Origin of the sequence: Clostridium sp. (assembly GCF_026168755.1) — a bacterium.
Classification (GTDB): Bacteria; Bacillota; Clostridia; order Clostridiales; family Clostridiaceae; genus Clostridium.
The window spans coordinates 78,143-92,465 of record NZ_JAPFDR010000009.1 but is presented as its reverse complement, the minus strand read 5'-3'; the positions used below and the strand labels follow the sequence as shown (position 1 = coordinate 92,465).

The 14,323-nt window shown below is 27.0% G+C and carries 17 protein-coding genes, 2 tRNA genes and 1 rRNA gene; 16 read left to right on the top strand and 4 right to left on the bottom strand.

Translation table 11 applies throughout. The features are described from left to right. The first annotated feature begins 16 nt into the window (after positions 1-16). Together rrf and Q0Y03_RS05620 are read left to right on the top strand one after the other, a co-directional pair. Positions 17-133, top strand: a 5S ribosomal RNA gene (gene rrf / locus Q0Y03_RS05625). 5 nt (positions 134-138) lie between these two features. Further along, a tRNA-Phe gene (locus Q0Y03_RS05620) sits at positions 139-214 on the top strand. 318 nt (positions 215-532) lie between these two features. On the opposite strand, the gene bcp is transcribed toward Q0Y03_RS05620, so the two are convergent. Beyond that, positions 533-994 (bottom strand): thioredoxin-dependent thiol peroxidase, encoded by a 462-nt coding sequence (bcp, locus tag Q0Y03_RS05615; RefSeq protein WP_297712864.1) that lies wholly within the window; start codon positions 992-994, stop codon positions 533-535. A 138-nt stretch (positions 995-1,132) separates the two neighbouring features. Between bcp and Q0Y03_RS05610 the strand changes: the two genes are divergently transcribed. Beyond that, entirely contained in the window at positions 1,133-1,879 is a 747-nt protein-coding gene (locus tag Q0Y03_RS05610) for a peptidylprolyl isomerase (RefSeq protein WP_297712863.1), read from the top strand. A 97-nt stretch (positions 1,880-1,976) separates the two neighbouring features. Here Q0Y03_RS05610 and Q0Y03_RS05605 read toward each other — a convergent pair whose 3' ends face one another. Then, positions 1,977-2,618: an HAD family phosphatase gene (locus Q0Y03_RS05605; protein ID WP_297712862.1), complete on the bottom strand. Its 642-nt coding sequence runs from the start codon at positions 2,616-2,618 to the stop codon at positions 1,977-1,979. 62 nt (positions 2,619-2,680) lie between these two features. Continuing rightward, positions 2,681-2,756 (bottom strand) — tRNA-Pro (locus Q0Y03_RS05600). A 146-nt stretch (positions 2,757-2,902) separates the two neighbouring features. Here Q0Y03_RS05600 and Q0Y03_RS05595 point away from each other — a divergent pair. The 4 genes from Q0Y03_RS05595 (at position 2,903) to rsmI (ending at position 6,322) form a co-directional block, all read left to right on the top strand. Further along, positions 2,903-3,205: a hypothetical protein gene (locus Q0Y03_RS05595; protein WP_297712861.1), complete on the top strand. Its 303-nt coding sequence runs from the start codon at positions 2,903-2,905 to the stop codon at positions 3,203-3,205. A gap of 207 nt (positions 3,206-3,412) precedes the next feature. Next, complete coding sequence (locus Q0Y03_RS05590; protein ID WP_297712860.1) at positions 3,413-4,636, top strand: C40 family peptidase; 1,224 nt, start codon at positions 3,413-3,415, stop codon at positions 4,634-4,636. A 95-nt stretch (positions 4,637-4,731) separates the two neighbouring features. Further along, on the top strand, positions 4,732-5,472 hold the full coding sequence (locus Q0Y03_RS05585; protein WP_297712859.1) for a tRNA1(Val) (adenine(37)-N6)-methyltransferase: 741 nt from the start codon (positions 4,732-4,734) through the stop codon (positions 5,470-5,472). A 4-nt stretch (positions 5,473-5,476) separates the two neighbouring features. Further along, positions 5,477-6,322 (top strand): 16S rRNA (cytidine(1402)-2'-O)-methyltransferase, encoded by an 846-nt coding sequence (gene rsmI, locus Q0Y03_RS05580; protein ID WP_297712858.1) that lies wholly within the window; start codon positions 5,477-5,479, stop codon positions 6,320-6,322. A gap of 71 nt (positions 6,323-6,393) precedes the next feature. Here rsmI and Q0Y03_RS05575 read toward each other — a convergent pair whose 3' ends face one another. Next, positions 6,394-6,639, bottom strand: a complete 246-nt coding sequence (locus Q0Y03_RS05575; protein ID WP_133015918.1) for an AbrB/MazE/SpoVT family DNA-binding domain-containing protein — start codon at positions 6,637-6,639, stop codon at positions 6,394-6,396. A gap of 451 nt (positions 6,640-7,090) precedes the next feature. On the opposite strand from Q0Y03_RS05575, the gene Q0Y03_RS05570 reads away from it, so the two are divergent. From Q0Y03_RS05570 to Q0Y03_RS05530, 9 genes are all read left to right on the top strand, one after another. Further along, the gene (locus Q0Y03_RS05570; RefSeq protein ID WP_297712857.1) at positions 7,091-7,678 is read left to right on the top strand and encodes a DUF1836 domain-containing protein; all 588 of its coding nucleotides are present in this window, start codon (positions 7,091-7,093) and stop codon (positions 7,676-7,678) included. Between the two features lie 69 nt (positions 7,679-7,747). Further along, complete coding sequence (locus tag Q0Y03_RS05565) at positions 7,748-10,057, top strand: ATP-dependent DNA helicase (protein ID WP_297712856.1); 2,310 nt, start codon at positions 7,748-7,750, stop codon at positions 10,055-10,057. Positions 10,058-10,107: 50 nt separating this feature from the next. After that, complete coding sequence (locus Q0Y03_RS05560) at positions 10,108-10,959, top strand: YihY/virulence factor BrkB family protein (RefSeq protein ID WP_297712855.1); 852 nt, start codon at positions 10,108-10,110, stop codon at positions 10,957-10,959. Positions 10,960-11,079: 120 nt separating this feature from the next. Then, positions 11,080-11,439, top strand: coding sequence for a single-stranded DNA-binding protein (locus Q0Y03_RS05555; protein ID WP_297712854.1), 360 nt, complete (start codon positions 11,080-11,082; stop codon positions 11,437-11,439). A gap of 269 nt (positions 11,440-11,708) precedes the next feature. Beyond that, on the top strand, positions 11,709-12,008 hold the full coding sequence (locus Q0Y03_RS05550; RefSeq protein WP_297712853.1) for a DUF6514 family protein: 300 nt from the start codon (positions 11,709-11,711) through the stop codon (positions 12,006-12,008). An 89-nt stretch (positions 12,009-12,097) separates the two neighbouring features. Next, on the top strand, positions 12,098-12,478 hold the full coding sequence (gene acpS / locus Q0Y03_RS05545; RefSeq protein ID WP_297712852.1) for a holo-ACP synthase: 381 nt from the start codon (positions 12,098-12,100) through the stop codon (positions 12,476-12,478). Between the two features lie 121 nt (positions 12,479-12,599). Continuing rightward, positions 12,600-13,211 carry a germination lipoprotein GerS-related protein gene (locus Q0Y03_RS05540; RefSeq protein ID WP_297712851.1) on the top strand — a complete coding sequence of 204 codons (612 nt, stop codon included), beginning with the start codon at positions 12,600-12,602 and terminating at the stop codon, positions 13,209-13,211. Positions 13,212-13,560: 349 nt separating this feature from the next. After that, on the top strand, positions 13,561-13,821 hold the full coding sequence (locus Q0Y03_RS05535; RefSeq protein ID WP_297712850.1) for a hypothetical protein: 261 nt from the start codon (positions 13,561-13,563) through the stop codon (positions 13,819-13,821). An 8-nt stretch (positions 13,822-13,829) separates the two neighbouring features. Further along, a complete protein-coding gene (locus tag Q0Y03_RS05530) occupies positions 13,830-14,183 on the top strand; it encodes a type II toxin-antitoxin system PemK/MazF family toxin (RefSeq protein ID WP_291678434.1) in 354 nt (117 codons plus the stop codon). The last annotated feature ends 140 nt before the right edge of the window (positions 14,184-14,323 follow it).

Below are 14,323 nucleotides of genomic sequence, written 5' to 3'. Positions count from 1 at the left end.
TTAGAAAAGCATAGCATCTGGTGATGATGGCGTAGAGGAAACACTCCTTCCCATTCCGAACAGGAAAGTTAAGCTCTACAGCGTCGATGGTACTGCATGGGAGACTGTGTGGGAGAGTAGAACGTTGCCAGGTAATGTGGCTCGATAGCTCAGTCGGTAGAGCAGAGGACTGAAAATCCTCGTGTCCCTGGTTCGATTCCTGGTCGAGCCACCAGGAAAAAGCACTAACTTATGTTAGTGCTTTTTATTTTACTCTTTAGGAAATTATATTTACTAAAGAATTGTGGATAACTTTTATAATAAAGAAACACACAGCCTTATAAGCAGAGTTTTTTAATGTCTAGGAAAATATAAAAATTTTGAAGTCATAAAGCTAGCGATATCAATGGATTTCAAGATTAAATTTGAAAAAATAGCCTCGATTGTTTAAAAAAGTAAGAGGCATAAATTAATGCTAAAAGTATTAATTTTACTATATGTAAATTCTTATCTTACTTAAACTTTCGAGACTATTTTTAATTTTAATTGTTTTTTATAGTGAGTTTAGCTCTTCAAGAACTGTATTAACATGTTCTTTAACCTTAACTTTCCTATATTCCTTAACAAGAATACCTTCTTCATCAATTATAAAGGTGCTTCTTTCTATACCCATAACTTTTTTTCCATACATGTTCTTTTCTTTAATAACATTGAATAAATTACAAACTTCTTCGTTCTCATCACTTAAAAGTACGAAAGGAAGGTTAAATTTTTCAATAAATTTAGCATGAGATTTTAATGAGTCTCTACTTATACCTATAACAATTGCATTTTTGTCAGCAAAGTTATTATTATTATCTCTAAAGTCACATGCTTCAGTTGAGCAGCCAGGAGTGTTATCTCTTGGATAGAAATAAAGTATTACCTTTTTACCTCTATATTGACTTAATTTATGTTCCTTATCATCAGAACCCATTAATGAAAAATCAGGAACTAAAGAATTAATTTCTACCATATTGGCCTCCTAAATTTATATAATAATAATTATTATATAATAATAGAAAAATATAATCAATAAAATAATTGTAACTATATACATTGGTAAAAATCTGTTATAATTATATACATCATATATAAAAAAGGAGAAATTTACATGGAAAACAAAGTTTTAGCTACTATTTCAGGTGTTGAAATAACAGAAAATGATTTAAATGCAATAATAATGAGATATCCAGCAGATAAAAGAGGAATGTTCAATTCTGAAATGGGGAAAAAGCAATTATTAGAGCAAATGATATCATTTGATTTAATGCACAAATTAGGAACTGAAATGAAAATAAATGAGACAGAAGAGTATAAAGCAAATTTAGCTCAAGTTGAGAAAGATTTACTTACACAATTAACAATTAATAAAGTATTAGCTGAGGTAACAGTTACTGATGAGGATGCTAAAAAATACTATGATGAGCATAAAAATGAATTTGAACAACCAGCAACAGTATCTGCAAAGCATATATTAGTTGATAATGAAGAATTATGTTCTGATGTTAAGAATAAGATAGAAAATGGAGAGTTATCTTTTGAAGAAGCTGCTAAACAATACTCTACATGTCCATCTAAAGAACAAGGTGGAAATCTTGGAGTATTTGGTAGAGGAATGATGGTTCCAGAATTTGAAGAAGCTGCTTTTGAATTAGAATTAGAAAAAGTAAGTGAGCCAGTTAAAACTCAATTTGGATATCATTTAATTAAGGTTGATGCAAAGAATGAACCAAAAACTTCAGAATTTGATGACGTTAAAAATCAAATTATTCAAAAATTAATCCAAGAAAATCAAGAAAAGAAATATTTAGATTTAATAAAAGAACTTGAAGCTAAATATGATGTTAAAAGATTTTAGTATAGAATCTAGGTAAGATTTATAATAAAAATCACATGTATAAGTAATTTGCTTATACATGTGATTTTTACAATTATTAAACTTTTATTTTAATAAATTATAGTAATTCTTCATAACTATATATGTAATTATCACATTCCCTTTTTAATAGGTCTATTTGATGTTTAGCATGTTCATCATATACACCAGTAACTTTCATGCCAGCTAACTTCACGCCTTCAACAGCAGCTATTATATCTTCATATACCATACATTCAGAAGGATTAACTCCTAGCTTTTTTGCAGCTAATAAATATATGTCTGGATTGCTCTTGCTTTTTTTTACCTCATCTGTAACGGTAATGGCATCAAATAAATCAAAAGCATTGTTGTTTTTTAAGGTTGCAGTCAATAAAGGAATAGAATTGCTAGTAGCTAGTCCTATTTTAATTCCGGATTCTTTTAACTTTTGTAAATAATTAAGGGCACCTGGCTTTAGTTTTACATTATTTTTATAATGATTATAGGCCATAGTATTCCAAGTATTTATTATCTCTTCAATTGAATCTTCAATTGAGAATCTATTTTTGAAGTATTCAGCTGTTTGAGAAAAGCTTAAATGAGTAATTTCATCATTTAAGTTATCTGGAACAGCATGTCCCTTTTCTGATAAATAATCTATATCTATTTGTTGCCATACCCACATAGAATCAACAAGAGTTCCATCTAAATCAAATATAGCGGCTTTTATATTATTCAAATGATCATCTCCTAAATATAATTTTACATAACAAAAAAGAGATAGATTAAAACCTATCTCTTTGGTCGGGGTGACAGGGATCGAACCTGCGACCTCATGGTCCCAAACCACGCGCGCTCCCATCTGCGCCACACCCCGAAGTACATTTAATATTATATGAGCAATTTATAATTATGTCAATACTTTTATTGAAATATATTTTTTAATTTTATTTAGTTGATAAATCATATTTATAAATATTGTGATATAATTTTATATTGTAAATATTTTTGTGAGGTGAGAATATGAATATTAAAATTTTAGTAATGTTTCTAGGGAGTTTAGGATTTATATTATTAGGCGCATTTTTATTAAATAATAAATATATAAAGAGTATTGATACTAGCGATAAAGAAGTTTATAAGGAAGTTAAAGCAATGAAAGTTAGTGGATATACCAATATATCAATAGGGGTAATAGGTTTGGTTTGCTCTACTATATCTTTTATTTCAGGAAATGTTAGTAAAATAGTAGTTACTGTATTCGTTATATGTATAGCTTTATTATCTACAACTCAATACATATTAAATAAGAAAATTAGAAAGTAATTGATAATTATTATTGGTATATAAGAAAATAAAGATTAATATGGTTAAAAAAGGGTAGTTATTTTCCAGTAAAATAAAAATAAGTATACATTTACATTAAGCAAAATGCCTATTTTTAAAATTTACCATTGTCCAAAGTTTCCATAAGTGATATAATGATATAGAAAACAAAGGAGAGGGGGAAGGTCAAGGGGCCTTACGGATAATATGAGAAAAAGAATAATATCAGCTGCATTAGCTGCAACTTTAGTTATTACTTCAGCAATGCCTGCATTTGCTACACCAAATCAAGAAGTAATAGAAAACCAAAAGAAATATGATGAGTTAACACAGAAAATTGAAGATATAAATGATCAAATATACGCTTTAAATGGAGAGATAGAACCTTTAGTTCAAACAATTGAATCAAATAATACTCAAATGGAACAAATAAAGGTTGAAGTAGAAAATACACAAAAAGAAATTGAAACTGCTAAAGAGGAAATTGCTAAGACTGAAGAAGTTTTAGGTAAAAGAGTTAGAGAGTTATACAAATCAGGTGGACAAAGTAGTTACATAATGTTACTATTTAGCGCTGAGAGTTTTAATGATTTAATTAGTAAGATTGAATCAACTAGCAGATTAGTGAAAATAGATAAAAAGATAGTTAAAGAATTAGAGGAAAAGCAAGATTCTCTTAATGATAAAATTACATCTTTAGATGAAAAGAATAATGAACTTACAAAAATAAATGAAGAAACTCAAAAATCTTTAAGTGAACTTGAAGTTAAAAAAGATGAGCAAGAAACATTAGTTGCACAAGTACAAGCTGAACAAGATGAATTTGAAAGAGAATTCTTATCTGTTTCAGAAAGAACATTAGTACAAGCTCAATATTCTGTTATAGAGAATTCTTCAAGTTCAATAGGTGATTTAAACAGTGCAATTAGCCAATTAAGAAGTATTAGAGATGGTCAACTTAAGAGTGATATAGTTAAAGAAGAAGTAAATGCTAAGATAGAAGCTGCACAAGCTAAGATTTCAGAGCTTCAAGCTGCTATAGATGCAGCAAATGCTGCAAGTAAGCCAAGCAGGGGTGACTCAACAGTATCAGCAACAGGTAATGCAGTAGTTGATTATGCATATAAATTCTTAGGAACACCTTATCAATGGGGTGGGACAACTCCAAGTGGATTCGATTGTTCAGGATTCACTCAATACGTATTTAAAAATGCAGCTGGAGTTAGCTTACCAAGAACAACATATGATCAAATAAATGTAGGTGTTGCTGTATCTTATAATGATTTACAGCCAGGGGATTTAGTTTTTCCTCATACTGGACATGTTGGTATATATGTAGGTGGAGGACAAATGATACATGCACCAAGTACTGGTGATGTAGTTAAAGTTTCAAGTGTATATAAATTCTATACAGCAAGAAGAATATTATAATTTGTATTGACTAGGATTTTGTTAATCCTAGTCTTTTTTGTTTATAATATGTATAATAAAAGTACTTAGTTTACAATTTAGTTAAGGAGTGTTTTATGGACATTAAGATAAATATTGATGAAAGTGTTGATGATTTACAGCTAAAAGGATTAAGATTAATTCAAAAACAACAAGGCTTTAGATTTGGTGTAGATGCAGTTTTATTATCACATTTTGCAAATATAAAGAATAAGCATAGAGTTATTGATTTATGCACAGGGACAGGAATAGTTCCATTTTTAGCTTATGGTAAATATGCACCTAAGGAAGTTATAGGGATAGAAATACAAGAAGATATGGTTGAAATGGCTAATAGGAGTTCTTTACTTAACAATACTACAGATATAGTTAAGTTTGTTCATGGTGACTTAAAAGATAAAGCATTAATAGATTCACTAGGTAATTTTGATGTATTAACGGTTAATCCTCCATATAAATTAAATAATGCAGGAATAGTTAATCCAAATGATAAATTAGCAATAGCTAGACATGAAGTAATGTGTACATTAGAGGATGTAATTATAGCAGCTAGAAGATTGCTTAAGGATAATGGTAGAATGTTTATAGTACATAGACCAGAAAGATTAGCTGATATTTTTGGTCTTATGAGAAAATATAAAATAGAGCCGAAAAGAGTTAGAATGGTTCAGCCTAATACTAAAAAAGCACCTAATATAGTTTTAGTAGAGGGACAAAGAGATGGTGGAGCATTTTTAAAATGGGAAGAAACACTATATGTATATGATGATAATGGAAACTATAGTGAAGAAATAGATCGTATTTATGGAAGGAAGTAATTATATGGAATATGGAAAAGTATATTTAGTACCAACACCAATAGGCAATTTAAAAGATATAACACTAAGAGCATTAGAAGTATTAGAAAGTGTAGATGAAATTGCAGCTGAAGATACAAGACAAAGTTTAAAGTTATTAAATCATTTTAATATAAAGAAACCTCTTTTTAGTTACCATCAACATAATGAACAAGGTAAAAGTGATGAAATATTATCAAAGGTTCAGGAAGGTAAGAATATAGCCATAGTTACAGATGCAGGAACACCAGGGATATCAGATCCAGGAAGTGTTGTAGTTAGCAAATGTATAGAAAATAATATACTCTTTGAAGTATTACCAGGGGCTACTGCTATAACAACAGCTTTAGTTTATTCAGGTTTAGATACTACAAAATTTATTTTTAGAGGATTTATTCCAAGAGAAACTAAAGAAAGGAAAATATTAGCGGAAGAAATTAAAGATAAAAAGGAAACATTAATTTTTTATGAATCACCTCATAGGCTTATAGATACTTTAGATTATTTAAAGAAAACATTAGGTGATAGAAATATTGCTGTTTGTAGAGAATTAACAAAATTACATGAAGATATATATAGAGGAACTATTGGAGAAGCATATAATTGGTTTTTAGATAACAAGCCAAGAGGAGAATTTGTATTAGTTATTTCAGGTAAAAGTGAAAGTGAATTTAGAGCGGAGAAAGAACAAGAGCTTAGCGGAGTAACAGTTGAACAACACTTAATGAATTTGATTAATAATGGAGTAGATAAAAAAGAGGCCATAAAGATAGTTGCTAAAGAAAGAGAAATGCCTAAAAAAGAAGTTTATAAAGTGGCAATTAATTTATAAGTTAAAAAGAGAGGGTACCAAAAGGTAGCCTCTCTGATTGGTTTAATGAAATTATGTATAGTAATAATTAATTACTTTCCAACCTTTAATTCTTCCATGCAGTTTTTGCAGATGTTTTTACCTTTGTAGTTAACAACATCTCTAGCATCACCACAGAAGATGCAAGCTGGTTCATATTTCTTTAATATGATTTGTTCACCATCTACGTATATTTCTAAAGCATCTTTTTCAGCGATATCTAAAGTTCTTCTTAATTCTATTGGAATAACAATTCTTCCTAATTCATCTACTCTTCTTACAACTCCAGTTGATTTCATTTTAAAATTCCTCCTTAAACAAATTTCGACATTTAGCAGATTAATATTAGCAGATATGTAATTAAAAGTCAATAATAAACTTTAAAAAAAGTTTTAATTACAAAATTCTCTTTAAATTAATTCATAAATAAACTATACTACCATATTTTTGAAAAGTCAATAACATTTTATAAAATAAATGACAAAATAAACATAATAATACATAGATTGTCCTTTAATATTGTATAATTACGTAGGACAAGTTTAAAAGTATTAAATATATATAAATAAAAAAAGCAAAAAAAGTAAAAATGTAAATTTAAAAGTATAATTTTATTAATAGGTGTTAAAAATTAATATTATACTAAATAAAAATATAACATATAAGATAGATGAAAATAACTTGTAATAAGTTTATAGTTACTATATAATATAAATATTGAATTATATAAGAAAGATGAGGTCAAATAATATGGTTAATAAAATTGATAATAAGTATATAAAAAAAATTACAGAAGAGATATCTAATACATCAATGATACCTTATGAAGAGTTACCGAAATATGATCTTTTTTTATCTCAAGTAATAGACTTTTTAAATGATAAGTTTGTTGAAGATAAATATACTAATAATATAGTTCAAAATTATATAAAAAGTGAAGTTATTAGTAAACCCGAAGATGGTAAAAAAAGAGGGTATACTAAGATACATTTAGTTCAGCTTGTATTATTAAGTTATATGAGACCAATACTTACAACAGAAGAAATTAAAAAAGTATTTAGTTTAGCTTTTAATGAAATAAACGATAGAGCAGATGATATCATAGATTGGGAAACAGCATATAAGTTATTTTTTGAAATTCAAGAAGAAAGTTTTGATAAAAACTTAAATGCTACAGCAATAAATGATGAAAAGTTAGATTTAATTATTAAGGAATTCCAGCTAGATGATAAGGACGAAAATAGTATTAGAACTTTTGTTATAGTATTGTCTTTAATAGCTCAAGCCAGCGCTATTAAAAAACTAGTTCAAAAAATAGTAAAAGAATATCATTCATAAATTTAAGCTGCCGATTTAATTGGTGGCTTTTTTGTTATAATAAAATAGTAATGTAAGAGAGGAATGATTATGAAGGAGAAATTACTATTTAGAGAATCAGTTAGAGGAATAATAGAATATGTATTAAAAAGTGGAAGCTTAGATGATAGATTTGTATCTAGAGGACGTGCTGTAGATGGAACAATTGCTCATGGAAAACTTCAAAAAGATAATGAATTAATATATGAGAATTATGAAAAAGAAGTAAGGATGCAACATGAATTTTATAAGGATAATATAATTTTATTAGTTGATGGTAGAGCTGATGGAATTATAAGTGAAAATGGCAATATAATTATAGAAGAGATAAAGTCAACTTATATGGATTTAAGTTATTTATATGAAGATTACAATTTGCTTCATTGGGCTCAAGGAAAGTTTTATGGTTATATTTATTGTATAGATAATAATATAAAAAACATAACTATAAGGTTGAGTTATTTTAATATAAATACAGATCAAGTTAGATCTTTTGATCATATATATACCTTAAAAGAATTGGAGGATTTTGTATATGAGTTGGTAAATAAATATTTAGAGATATTAACTTTAAAAGAGTCATTCAAAATAGAGAGAAATAAAAGTATAAAAGAGTTAAAATTCCCTTTTAAGTCGTATAGAAAAGGACAAAGAGAACTAGCAGTAAGCTGTTATAGTAATATAAGAAAAAAAGGAATATTGTTTGCACAAGCTCCTACAGGAATAGGAAAAACTATATCAACCATTTTCCCAGCTATAAAGGCAATAGGAGAAGGAATGGGAGAGAAAATAGTATATTTAACAGCTAAGACAATTACTAGAACTGTAGCGGAAGAGGCATATATTAAATTATTTAAAAATAATTTGAAGTTTAAAGTAGTTACTATTACTGCAAAAGAAAAAATATGTCTTAATAATGAAGTGAAATGTAATCCAGATGATTGTATTTATGCAAAAGATTATTTTACAAAAATAAATGATGTAATAAAGAATTTAATAAAAAGCAATAATATATTTTTTAGAGAAGAAATAGTTGAATATGCTAAGAAGTATAAGGTATGCCCTTTTGAACTTTCTTTAGATTTAAGTAATTGGTGCGATGGAGTTATTTGTGATTATAACTATGCTTTTGATCCCAGAGTAAAGATAAAAAGAATATTTGAAGAGAGAAATGAAGAAAATATAGTGTTAATAGATGAGGCACATAATCTTGCTAATAGAGCTAGAGAAATGTATAGCTGTACTTTAGAAAAAAGTAAAGTAATGGGTGTTAATAAGATTATAAAGGGAAAAGTACCGAAGCTATATAAAATTTCTAACTCTATAAATAAAGAAATGATACATATAAGAAGAGAATTAGAGGAAATAAATAAAAAGATTAAATATCACAATGAGCAATATAAAGAATTAATAAAGCTATTGAGGGCATTTGTTAATGAAGCAGATAATTATTTAGTAAAAAGTAAGGGAACAGATGGATATGATGAAGTATTAGAGTTTTATTATGAAGTGAGAAATTTCATTGCAGCAAGTGAATTATATGATAAAGAGTATACAACTATTTTGAAAAGTGATAAAAGTGAATTTAGCATAAAAATATTTTGTATTAATCCTGCTAAAAATTTAAGGCAAGTTATTAAAAATACCTATTCTAGTATTATATTTTCCGCTACTTTATCTCCTATAAAATATTATGTTGATTTAATAGGTGGAGATGAAGAAAGTTTTAAATTAAGATTTGATTCACCATTTAATAAAGAAAATTTATCAACATATGTATATCCTTTAGATATGAGATATGTTAATAGAGAAAAGAATATTGATATATTATGTAATATCATATATAAATTTATTAATGAAAAAAAAGGTAATTATATGGTGTTTTTACCTTCCTTTGAATATTTATATAAGGTGTATTCAAGATATATAAATATATATGGAGAAGAAGGAACCATGTTACAAGAGGAAAATTTGTCGGAAATAAAGAAAGAAGAGTTTTTAAATGCTTTTAAGAAAGATAATAATATTATTGGATTTACAGTTGTAGGTGGGATGTTTTCAGAGGGAGTAGATTTACCTGGTGAAAAATTAATTGGAGCTATAATAGTAGGAGTTGGATTTCCGATGGTTTCTATTGAAAATAATATAATATCAGAATACTTTGAAGAAAGTGGCTTTGATTACTCTTATACTTATCCAGGTATAAATAAAGTTCTTCAATCTGCAGGAAGAGTAATAAGAACAGAGAGTGATAAAGGAAGAGTATTATTAATAGATAGAAGATATAAAATTCATAAATATAAATTGATTTTACCTAAGGAATGGGAGGTAGAAGATTATAAATTTAACTGTAAAAAATAGTAGTTATGTATATAATAAGGGATATATTAGAAAGGAAACATGGTGATATTATGTATAAAAAAGAGGAGGCAAAAAAAAGGGGATTTTTTGATTTTATAGTGTATTTTATAGTTAAAATAAGAGATGATGATATTTTTGCTTTAGCAGCTCAATTAGCGTACTATTTAATATTATCATTTTTCCCTTTTTTAATTTTTTTATTAACATTAGTTGGATTTAGTAATTTAGATTCTATGGAGGTATTAGGGGCATTAAGAGCTATGTTGCCTACTAGTGCATTCGAACTTATTTATAATGTGATTATAGAAATTATTGAAAAACAAAATACTGGATTATTAGGAGCATCTTTGCTATTGGTGATTTGGTCTGCATCTTCAGCTTTTAGGGCAGTAATTAAAGGGATAAATAAAGCATATGGATTAAGTGAAAATAGATCGTTTATTAAAAGAGCTTTTATAGCAGTTATATGTACATTTGCATTAGCTTTTCTAATAATGTTAACATTAGTAATGCTAGTATTTGGGCGTTTAATAGGAGATTTAATAGCATCATATTTACCGTTTCCAAGTGTGGTATATAAAGTATGGAATTTTCTTAGGTATGTACTTGTTGTATTTATGATGATATTAATTTTTGCTAGTATATATAGATATACTCCTTCAAAAAGACTTAGGTGGAAAGAAGTTCTACCAGGAGCTATTGCATGTACAGTTGGATGGTTAATTGTTTCTTTAGGTTTTTCATTTTATATAAATAATTTTAGTAATTATTCTAAAATATATGGTGGTTTAGGTGCTGTTATTATATTAATAACATGGTTGTATCTTACTTCAATAATTTTGATTGGTGGAGGAGAGATTAATTCAGTTATAGTCATAAGAAAAACTAATTTATTAAATTAATTATCCTTTCTACAGCTTTAATATCTAATTGTAATAAATTTAATTATAATAAACTTTCCATGAATAGAAAAATTTGAAGTGGTTATACTCAAAGGTGAAATATTCAGGAGGTGTAATTAAATGAATAAAATAGTGTTATTAGGAAAACTCATAAAGGACCCTGAACTAAAAACTATAGATAATGGTGAAAAAGTTTTTACAAGGTTCATAATAGCAGTAGATAGAAATTTTAAATCTGCTGATGGAACTAGAAAGGCTGACTTAATTCCAGTAACTATATGGGGAAGAAAAGCAGAAGTTGTTTGTAAGTATATGACTAAGGGAAGTTATATTAGCTTAAGTGGTAGATTAAAAACAGGAAGTTATGAAGATAAACAAGGGAATAAAAAATATATAGCTGAAGTTGTTGCGGAAGACTTCAAATTTGTTGGAAATAGAAGAGAAGTTAGAGAGAATAACGAAGTTAGTGGCGAAGAATAATGTGTTAAATAGGGGTTGTTATAAAACAATCTCTATTTTTGAAAGAAAATACTTCATAGTAGTATAGCTTTCGACAGTTATTTCCATATATTAAATAACATAATTAGTAAGTAAAGTTATAATGTTAACTGAAAAAAGTGTAATAAATTACAATTATGTTGAAAGGTAAGGAAAATTTTATTTTGTGTAGCAACACTATTTGACATAATTTTAATTCGATGTATGGTATTGTTTTATTATTAAATAATATGTAGAGGGGTAAGGGTATTATGAAGATAAATAAAACATTAAGTAAAATAGTAAATATTGAGGAGAATGAAGTTAAATATATTTATAGAATGACTGAAAACAACATAAAAAATAGACAAGCATTTGGAATTGAAATAGAAAGACAAGATTTTAATAATGGAGAAATAATAAATTTAGAGAGAGATTCTGTAAGCTTAGTAGCAAGTGAAGAGATGAAAGCTAATGATATACTAGTAATGTTATTTAATAATTTAGTTTCACCTATTCATTTAGTTGATATTGTTGGTGAATATTCAGATTTGTGTGCTGCCGAATTTTAATTTTTAAAATTATATTTACATAAGTGATATTTACAGCTGATAATTAAGTTATTCTTATAGATAAATAGTTTAACAAATGAGGTGATTTAATGATATTGGGAATTGGAACAGACATAATAGAAATTGAGAGAATTGATAGAGCAATAAACAATACACCAATGTTTTTAGAAAAGATATTTACTAAAAGAGAACTTGATGAATTAAATAAAAGTACACTTAGAGTTGAAAGTGTGGCTGGAAATTTTGCTGTAAAGGAAGCTGTAAGCAAAGCTGTAGGAACTGGTATGAGAGGATTTAGCTTTAATGATATAGAAGTCTTTAGAGATGAACTAGGAAAGCCAATAGTACAAGTATCTGATAAAGTAAAAGATATAATAAAAGTTGATAATTATACATTTAATGTTTCTATTTCTCATAATAGAACTTGCGCAATTGCGTTTGTGGTACTAGAATCGAACCAACCTACATAATATTTATATAGTAATAAGTAACATAAATAATATTTTTTTAAGCAACTTAATAATAAAATATGAATAAAATCTATAGTTTCTTAATATTAGTAATAATGAAATAGTGCTTATGGGAGGATATATGAAGAAAAAAATTATTATAACATTATTACTAATTATACCTTTTATATCTATCTTTCTTGTTATTATTTTTAGAGGGATACTTTCACCTGATAATGAGAAGATAATTAGGAATTTAAAAAATATTAAGTGTTATGAAACAAAAGTTGAGTACATAGTTAAGAATAGCAAAGGAGAAGAGCGAGAGAATACAGTTCAATATTATTCAAACGAAGAAGGAGTAAGGGTTGAATTCGATGATGATAAAGTTAAGATTTATAAATCAGATGGTATTCATGTAAAGGATAATTCATCTACTGGTGAATATGTGATTGAAAGTGATATGGACATACTTCATTCAATGGCATTTATGAATAAGATATTATCTTATCCACTAAAGAGTGATTCTATAAAAGAGGGACAAGAAGAGTGGGGAGATAAAATATATATACAAGTGGATACAGAGTTATTTTTAAACAATGAACATTTTAATAGCGCTAGGATTTTTATAAATAAAAAGACTAAGACACCTATTGGAATTGTAATTTATGATAAGGATGGTAATGACTCAGTACGAATAATTTATGAAGATTTTAAAGTTGTTAAAGAGGTTGATAAAGACTTGTTTAACTAAGCTTTATTAAGATTATTAGATGAATGCTGAATATAAATTCAGTATTCATCACATAAGTTATAAAAATGTTAAGAGTTAAATTAAACAAATGATTAAATATAGATAAATGATATAAAGAAAATTTAGCTATTGAAGTATTTAGTTCATTCTAGTTGTATTAACCATAGTGACAATATAAGTACATAGTGATCATTTTATAGAATAATGATTAAAAATATACTTTTAAAGGGTTAACAATTGTAAAAAAATATAAAATTTGCGCATATTATTACATTTCTATTTACAAAATGACATATTTTGAAATATAATTTTCTTATACATAGGAAATAGAACTCCCAGGAGGTCGAATATGTCAAAAAAGATAGATAATATAGTAATCCGTAAATTTAAAAATGATTTTGAAAAAAGTAGTAAATTTATTAAAGATAGTTTAATACTATATAGTGAGGAGAATGAAGCAAGTGAGTTCTTTGAATTAATGAAAAATGGGTATAAAGAGATGTCGAAAATTAATTTAGAACTTGCATATGATGCTAATTCATCACAAAAGTCACTTAAATACAAATTTGATGATATAAATGAATATGAGAAATGGCTTTGCGGAGTGTGATATTTTTAATGACTACTATGGTTGTAAAAAGAGGGGATATTTTTTATGCAGATTTAAGTCCTGTTATAGGCTCTGAGCAAGGTGGAATTAGGCCAGTGATTATAATACAAAATGATATAGGAAATAAGTATAGTCCTACAGTAATAGTAGCGGCTATAACTTCTCAAATCAATAAAGCCAAGCTTCCAACGCATGTGGAAATTTCATCAGAAGAATATGGATTGAATAGAGATTCAGTTGTGTTATTAGAGCAAATAAGGACACTTGATAAAAAAAGGCTTAAAGAGAAAATAGGGCATATGACAGATGCTGATATGAGAAAGGTAGATAAATCATTACTTATTAGTATAAGTCTAGCTTAAAAGTTTAATTTAACTAATTATTAAGACAAAGTAGGGATACTTTGTCTTTTTTAGTATAAAAATAAATATATTTTATGATTGATATTAAATGTGATATACAATTTAAAAACAATAATGTATACTTTAATTTAAAATAGTGT